Source organism: Sphingobium sp. CCH11-B1 (genome assembly GCF_001556865.1).
In the GTDB taxonomy this organism is placed as follows: domain Bacteria; phylum Pseudomonadota; class Alphaproteobacteria; order Sphingomonadales; family Sphingomonadaceae; genus Sphingobium.
Genome location: NZ_LSJY01000150.1, coordinates 1 through 6724, shown reverse-complemented (window position 1 = coordinate 6724; position 6724 = coordinate 1). Strand labels below are relative to the sequence as shown.

Here is a 6724-nt window from a genome sequence, read left to right as displayed (position 1 = left end):
GCCGCGACATGCCGACATAGGCGCTGTGGCGGTCCATGCCGGGGGTGGCGAGGACGTGGGCGCGATCGACCGTCACCCCCTGCGATTTATGGATGGTGGCGGCATAGCCATGATCAACATGGGCATAGTCCTTGGTGTCGAACGCGACCCCGCGCCCGTCATCTAGGCGCACCGCCATGCCTTCGGGCGATACCCGCTCGATCGTGGCAAGCGTACCGTTCTTGACACCCATGCCGCGTTCGTTGCGCAGGAACATGATGCGGTCGCCGGTCGCGAACTGCCGCTCGCCGCGGTCCGCCTTCACCGTCACGTCGTCGCCAAGATCACCGGATGCCCGCAACCGGTCGCGCGCCTCACCATTGAGGCTCTGCACCTCGGCGTTGGTGTGGGTGAGAATGATCCGGCTCTTGCCCGGCTCGGCCTGGCGCGCGCGATCCCAACCGTCCACCAGCTCGCCCCGCGCCTGCTCACGCGTGTCGGCCGCGTGGACCATGCCCTTGCCGTCATAGGCGTGGATCGCCTCGCCCGTGCGTCCGGTCGCCAAGGCGCGTGTGGCGTCGCGCTGCCAGCCCTCGCGCTGCCGGCGTATCTCGGTGATCTCGGCCGCGCCGTGGCGCTCGGTGATGCTGCGGAACGCCGCGCCGGCCTCGATCGCCTGCAACTGCTCGGGGTCGCCGACCATCACGACCTTGGCCCCGGCGTCGCGTGCCTGGCTCAACACGCGCTCCATCTGGCGCGAGCCGATCATGCCGGCCTCGTCCACCACCAGCACGTCCTTGGGACCTAGCTGCTCGCGCCCCTGCCCCCATGAGTGCTCAAGGCTGGCAATGGTCCGCGATGCGATACCCGACCCGCCCTCAAGGTTCTCGGCCGCGATGCCCGACAACGCCGCACCGCGAACCGTGTAGCCCTGGCCCTCCCACGCCTCACGCGCGACGCCAAGCATCGCCGATTTGCCCGAACCGGCATAGCCGACGACGAACGCCAGCCCCGCATCGCCGGTGACATGATCGAAGGCGTCGCGCTGCTCATCCGACAGGACAAGTCCACGCCCCTCGGCCGCGCCGATCGCGGCGTCACGGGTAGCCTCGCCAACGCCATGCCCGGCGCGGCTCGCCAGCTTGTCGCCGGCACGCTCAAGCCGGTTCTCCACCGCGATCATGTCGCGGGACGTGAACCGCTCCTGGTCGCGCCCGTCCTTCCCCAATGCGACCAGCTCGGGCGATCCCCGAACTGCTCCCATCACCTGGTCGAACTGCTCCTTGCCGTCGCTATGCCGGAACGCGAACGTCGCAAGATCGCGGGTGGTGAACGTCGCCTGCTGCCGCGTGATCGCGTCCAGCGCGACATTGGGATTGGCGATGATCTTCGCGCCGTTCTCACGGGCGATGCGCGTGTGATCCTCGATCCGCTCCGCCTCTAGCCCCTGCTCCGGTCGCCGCGATGCAGCGGGGCCGATCTTGTGCTGCGGCTCCAGCTCGATCCCCTGCGCCTCGTAAGAGCGATGGTCGATCCGGCCCTCAAGCCCGAGCTCGGCCATGCGCTCGTTGACGTGCGCGCTCCACGCCTCGCGCCAGTCCTTCAACAGCTCGGTCGAGTTCCAGTCGCGGTTCTTCTTGCCGAACCCCTCCGGCCCCACATCGCGCATCGCCAGCATGACATGTGCGTGCGGCTTCGGCGTGCCGTCCTTCGCCTTGTCCCAATGCACGTTCAGGTCGGCGACCATGCCGCGATCGACAAACTGCTTCTTCACGAAGTCTTGCGCGAGCGCGACGCCCTGCTTCTCGTTCATCTCACGCGGAATCGAGAACTCCACCTCGCGGGCAAGCTGTGCGTCCTTGCGCTTCTCCCCAGCCTCCACCTCGTTCCACAAGGTCGAGCGATCGTTTAAACGCTCCGGCGCGCCCTCCGGTAACATTACCTCGGAGTGGATCACGCCCGCCTTGTTCGAGAAGTCGTGATCGCGTCCAAGTCGGACGTCGTGCAGCTCGGACGCGGAACGATAGGCGGCGCTCGCGACGGCGCTCGATCCGTTTGCGCGGCTCACAACCTTGGCGGAGAAATGGTAGATCGCCATGACGCCCTGCTTATTGCACTTCTGGGCGCACGTCGGCAACGACGTATAAGCGCGCACTCATCATTCGCTTCGCTCCTGTGATTGACTGCCGAACGTTCCGGTTGTGGGTTGCCTGTCCGCTCTCGTTTGCTAGGCTGCGGTGGACCTGACGCGGAAGGAGAGAGCACCATGCGCAAGGTGCGCGACTATGATGCGGAGCTGAAGGCGCTGGAGAACCGTGCCAAGGCGATCAAGGCACGTCGCATCGAACAGCTCGGCCAGCTCGTCACCGCCACCGGCGCGGACGCGCTCGACATGGAAACGCTCGCCGGCGCGCTGCTCGATGCCGTCGCGTCCAAGGATACAGAAGCGAAGGAGGCGTGGCGCGTGAAAGGCGCCGCCTTCTTTCAGCGGCGCGGGCGGAAAGGTGGCAACGCTGCTGCAATCGACGGATCGGGCGCTGCGGCTGAACCGGGCGGCGACGCTGCGGGCGGAAGCGGCGGAACGGCGAACGGATAGCAGGGTCTGGGTCGTGCAACGCCGCGAACGGACGCGCCACCTGATCGAGCTGGGCGGGCTGGTCCAGAAAGCCGGACTAGTCGAGCTGACCGACGACGATCGCGCGACGCTCTACGGCGCGCTGCTCGATCTCGCCGGCCGCGCGCGCGGTGATGATGCCGGCGACGTGCTGGCGCTGTGGAAGCGGCGCGGCAAGCGGGCGTTCGATGCGGAAGCGGAAACGACGGAGGCGAGCTGATGGCGGATTTCGATATCGAGGCGATCCGCGCCGAAGTGCGCGCGATGGATTTCACGCGCGGCACGCCGGCGGAAGTCGCCATGTGGCGCGAGGACATGGCGGACTCGCGCGCCAACCTCGTGATCGAGGACATGATCCCGACGCCCAACGACGATGCGTTCTTCGAGATGATGCTGGTCGAGGCGGTCCCCCCTCCCCTCGCCACGCAAATCCTGCTCCGGCTGCTCGATCATCCCGACTCCGATCGGTCCCTGCCGATTACGCCCGTCGCGGCGGCGCGCTGATGGCGGGGCCGCTCATCGGCGGGCGTCGACCGATCTCCTGGCGGCTCGCGATCGTCGTCTCGTTCGTCGCCGCCTATGTGTAGGCGCTTGCAATCGTAGCGGCGTCTGCTCGCAAACGGAGCGATTTTCTGCTCGGATTATCTGACAATGGGCGGAGCAGTCTGCTCACGCTAATTGCCAATGTGCTCGCCATCATCCGGCGCTGCTCGCAGTCATGGTCGCCTGCTCACATTATCTGCCAGCGGGAGTGGCGTCAGCGTGGCACCCGGATGGAGCCGTCCGCGATCCCTTCGGCGATATTTGAGAGCATGACGGCGTAGCGGTGCAGGCCGGGGAAGCGACCGGCGTTTCTCTCGATCTCTTCGCCGTATCCGGCATCGAGCAGCGCCTTGAAGTCCGGCATCACGTCGAACATGCCGCCGAGCAGATCGATATCGGAAGCACCGATCAGCAGCAGGGCATTCGCATGGGCGTCGAGGCGTTTCATCGTCTCCAGCATTTCGGTTTTGGTCATCGCACCCTTTCCGCTTGCGTGGTGTCATCGCCTATTATGCGCTGGCCCTGTTCGCGAAAACCTTCCTTTCTGACGATCCTGCCGGCGGGCCATGACCGCAACGCATTTCTGCGGCCCGCCGCGTGTCAAAACTGTTCTGGAAACCCGCTTCGCAAAAGCGTCTGCCGGCGACGGGTTTGGAGAACCCACTGGCAGGGAGTGTGAGCACGACGCCCCGTTTGCAAGCAGCGCCGGATGATGGCGAGCACACTGGCAGATAATTCGAGCACGAGGCCATGCGCCAGTGGCAGAAAGAGTGAGCAGAAAATCGCTCCGTTTGCGAGCAGACGCCGCTACGATTGCAAGCGCCTACACCTATGCGACCGCCCGCTGGCTCGAAGGCATCTTCGGGGTGGGCAGCATTTCCGGCACGGTGTCGTTCCTGGTCCTTGTCGGGCTGATCGCCGCCACCTGGCGCATCAACAGCCGCGCCGCCAACCGGCAAAGCGAGCTGCTGGGGTCGGCCCGCTTCGGCGACCGCGCCGACGTGCGAAAGCTGGAAGCGAGCGGGGATCTCCTGATCGGCCGCTCCGCCAAATCGGGGAAGCTGCTCCGCTATGACGGCGCGGCACATCTGCTGACGATGGCTCCGACCCGGTCGGGGAAGGGTGTCGGCACGATCATCCCCAACCTGCTGCTGCTCGATCGCTCGGTGATCTGCATCGACCCCAAGGGTGAGAACGCGCGTGTCACCGCCCGCGCCCGCGCCACCAAGGGGCCGGTCTGGTGCCTCGATCCGTTCGGTGTGTCGGGCCGGCCCCCTGCCTGCTACAATCCGCTCGATCGGCTCGATCCCGCCAGCCTCGATCTCGCGGAAGATGCCAACACGCTCGCCGACGCCCTGGTCCATGACGCGCCGGGACAGTCCGGCGAAGCGCACTGGAACGAGGAAGCCAAGGCGCTCATCGCCGGGCTGATCCTCCATGTCGTCACCACCGAACCCCTCGATCGCCGGACGCTGGCGACGGTGCGCGAGTATCTGACGCTTGCCCCTGCCCGCTTCGCCGATCTGCTAGCCGCGATGCAGGACAGCGCCGGTGCCGGTGGCCTGGTCGCGCGCGCCGCCAACCGCCAGCTCGGCAAGTCCGATCGCGAAGCCGCGGGCGTGCTGTCGTCGGCCCAGCGCCATACCCACTTTCTCGATAGCCCGCGCATCGTCGCCAGCACGGCCACGTCGGATTTCACGTTCGCGGGATTGAAGGAATCGACCGCCACGGTGTTCCTGTGCCTGCCGCCCGATCGGCTCGACACCTATGCCCGCTGGCTGCGCCTCCTGGTGTCGCAAGCCGTCACCGACATGGCGCGATCGACCGCCCGCCCTGCCCGTCCGGTATTGTTCCTGCTCGACGAGTTCGCCGCGCTTGGCCGTCTGGAGCCGGTGGAGCGCGCGATGGGGCTGATGGCGGGCTATGGCCTCCAACTCTGGCCGATCCTCCAGGACATGCACCAGCTCAAGGCGAACTATGGCGAGCGCGCTGGTACGTTCATGTCCAACGCCGGCGTGATCCAAGCGTTCGGGGTCAACGATCACGCAACCGCCGACATGCTCTCGCGCACGATCGGCGACACGACGCTGGAATATGATACCGTCAGCACCTCGCGCGGCACCGGCTGGGGTGAAAACCGCGCTGGCCCCTCGGAAAGCGTCAGCGCACACGTCACCGCCCGGCGGCTCGCCACCCCTGACGAAATCATGCGGATGCGGCCCGACCAGGTTCTGTTGCTGCGCCAGGGCGAACACCCGCTCGCGGTCGAAAAAATCCGCTATTACGATCAGCGCGAGTTTGCCGGGTTGTTCGATCCGGCCTGAACGGTCGCCGAAAGCACGAAGTCCACACACCGCCGGGCCGGAAGTTGGACCCGCTACGGGTAGCAGCCGCGGCGGGTCCGGTCGCGATCGCTGGGCAGCTCGCTTCGCACGTCATAGTCGATCTGACCAGTTAGCGCGAGGGGCCGCGCTGGCGCTGCCCTGGCCTTCGTAGGGCTCTGCCCTCCCCTCGCTTCTCGATCGGCGCACCACGGCCCGGAAACCCGCCCCTGAGACCGATTTGCCGGTCACTGTCGCTCGAAGTCGAAGCGCCGCCGGTCGCGCTTGGCTTTTCCGGAAAGCCTGCGGCGCTTGCGCCGCCCTGGTGACGCCGAAGGCGGCACGCAACTAAAGCGCATCGGCCGTTAGGCCGATTCCGTTTCCCCCTTTCGGACGTGTGATGTCGTTGATGGAGGGAGCTGCCGTTGTCCTAGCCTAACGGGCTTCTGCGGGTCCAGCGGTGCCGCTCGGGGTTAAGAGATTCTGTTAAAGAGGAATCGTTAAGAAGGTTAAGGGCCGCGCGAAGCGGAATCTTCGCTTTGCTATCAGGCAGTTGCGGATGTGCATGGTGGGTGAAACCCCGTGATTCGGTGGGTGATCCCCCGATAGTCCGGTGGGTGATCCCCCGAAGCGATGGTGGGTGATCCCCCGAGTCCGCCAATCCTGAAAAGCGGCTTTCCGGGACGGTTATCCACAAGCTGGCGGGCCGTTCGGCCTCGATCGCGGCGCGGTGCGGCCGGCCGGTCGACTCGGGCCGGTGGGCGAAACCCCGATAGTGACGGCTGCGGTGGGTGAAACCCCGATAGTCAGCGACGCCCGGCGAGCCGATCCATGCGGGCGTCGACCTCCTCGGTTCGCCGGCGATCGACGTCGAAGCGCGCGCGCCGCTCCTCTTCGGCCCGCATCCGCTCGGCAAGCGCCAGCGCCTCGGCCTCGCCGCGTCGCCTGAACAGGACGGCGGGGCTTTTGTCGGCCGTCTCGGTCGTCTCCATCGTATAGTCGGGGAGCTGGTCGGCCTCGATCACCCGCCGGAGCATCCGGTTGAACTCCTTGGGCTGGGCGTCGCTGCCGGTCTTGTCGCGTAGCAGCTCCACCCGGCACACCCACCCACCCTGCTGCGCGCCGACATGCTTGCGCGCGATGCGATACAGCGCCCGCTCCAACCCCCCGGATAGCAGGAAGTAATCGGGGTGCATGGTGAGCAGCGACTTTTGGCTCTGTTGCAAAAATCGTGAAGCTTGAGCATGCTTGGCGGAGATTGGACGGA

The 6724-nt window shown here is 66.4% G+C and carries 7 protein-coding genes; 4 read left to right on the top strand and 3 right to left on the bottom strand.

Annotation, left to right across the window (positions count from 1 at the left end; genetic code table 11):
- On the bottom strand, window positions 1-2077 hold a 2077-nt coding region (gene traA, locus AX724_RS15905), incomplete at its 3' end, for a Ti-type conjugative transfer relaxase TraA (RefSeq protein WP_066768132.1).
- Between the two features lie 168 nt (window positions 2078-2245).
- Here traA and AX724_RS15900 point away from each other — a divergent pair.
- The 3 genes from AX724_RS15900 to AX724_RS15890 are packed head-to-tail and all read left to right on the top strand — an operon-like array spanning window position 2246 to window position 3097.
- Window positions 2246-2575 (top strand): conjugal transfer protein TraD, encoded by a 330-nt coding sequence (locus AX724_RS15900; protein WP_066484508.1) that lies wholly within the window; start codon window positions 2246-2248, stop codon window positions 2573-2575.
- Between the two features lie 13 nt (window positions 2576-2588).
- Window positions 2589-2813: a conjugal transfer protein TraD gene (locus AX724_RS15895; RefSeq protein WP_066768130.1), complete on the top strand. Its 225-nt coding sequence runs from the start codon at window positions 2589-2591 to the stop codon at window positions 2811-2813.
- The gene (locus AX724_RS15890) at window positions 2813-3097 is read left to right on the top strand and encodes a hypothetical protein (RefSeq protein WP_066547841.1); all 285 of its coding nucleotides are present in this window, start codon (window positions 2813-2815) and stop codon (window positions 3095-3097) included. Before AX724_RS15895 ends, AX724_RS15890 begins: the two co-directional genes overlap by 1 nt.
- 253 nt (window positions 3098-3350) lie before the next feature.
- Here the strand turns inward: AX724_RS15890 and AX724_RS15885 are convergent, their stop codons facing one another.
- Window positions 3351-3611: a hypothetical protein gene (locus AX724_RS15885; RefSeq protein ID WP_021320008.1), complete on the bottom strand. Its 261-nt coding sequence runs from the start codon at window positions 3609-3611 to the stop codon at window positions 3351-3353.
- A 316-nt stretch (window positions 3612-3927) separates the two neighbouring features.
- On the opposite strand from AX724_RS15885, the gene AX724_RS15880 reads away from it, so the two are divergent.
- Window positions 3928-5460 (top strand): type IV secretory system conjugative DNA transfer family protein, encoded by a 1533-nt coding sequence (locus tag AX724_RS15880; protein WP_231736707.1) that lies wholly within the window; start codon window positions 3928-3930, stop codon window positions 5458-5460.
- Window positions 5461-6263: 803 nt separating this feature from the next.
- Here the strand turns inward: AX724_RS15880 and AX724_RS15875 are convergent.
- Window positions 6264-6683: a replication initiator protein A gene (locus AX724_RS15875; RefSeq protein WP_231736706.1), complete on the bottom strand. Its 420-nt coding sequence runs from the start codon at window positions 6681-6683 to the stop codon at window positions 6264-6266.
- Between the last annotated feature and the right edge of the window lie 41 nt (window positions 6684-6724).

Excerpts from the sequence above, each read along its gene's own strand:
- AX724_RS15900 (WP_066484508.1), top strand. The coding sequence starts at position 2,246 with ATGCGCAAGGTGCGCGACTATGATGCGGAGCTGAAGGCGCTGGAGAAC.
- AX724_RS15885 (WP_021320008.1), bottom strand. The coding sequence starts at position 3,611 with ATGACCAAAACCGAAATGCTGGAGACGATGAAACGCCTCGACGCCCAT.
- AX724_RS15890 (WP_066547841.1), top strand. The coding sequence starts at position 2,813 with ATGGCGGATTTCGATATCGAGGCGATCCGCGCCGAAGTGCGCGCGATG.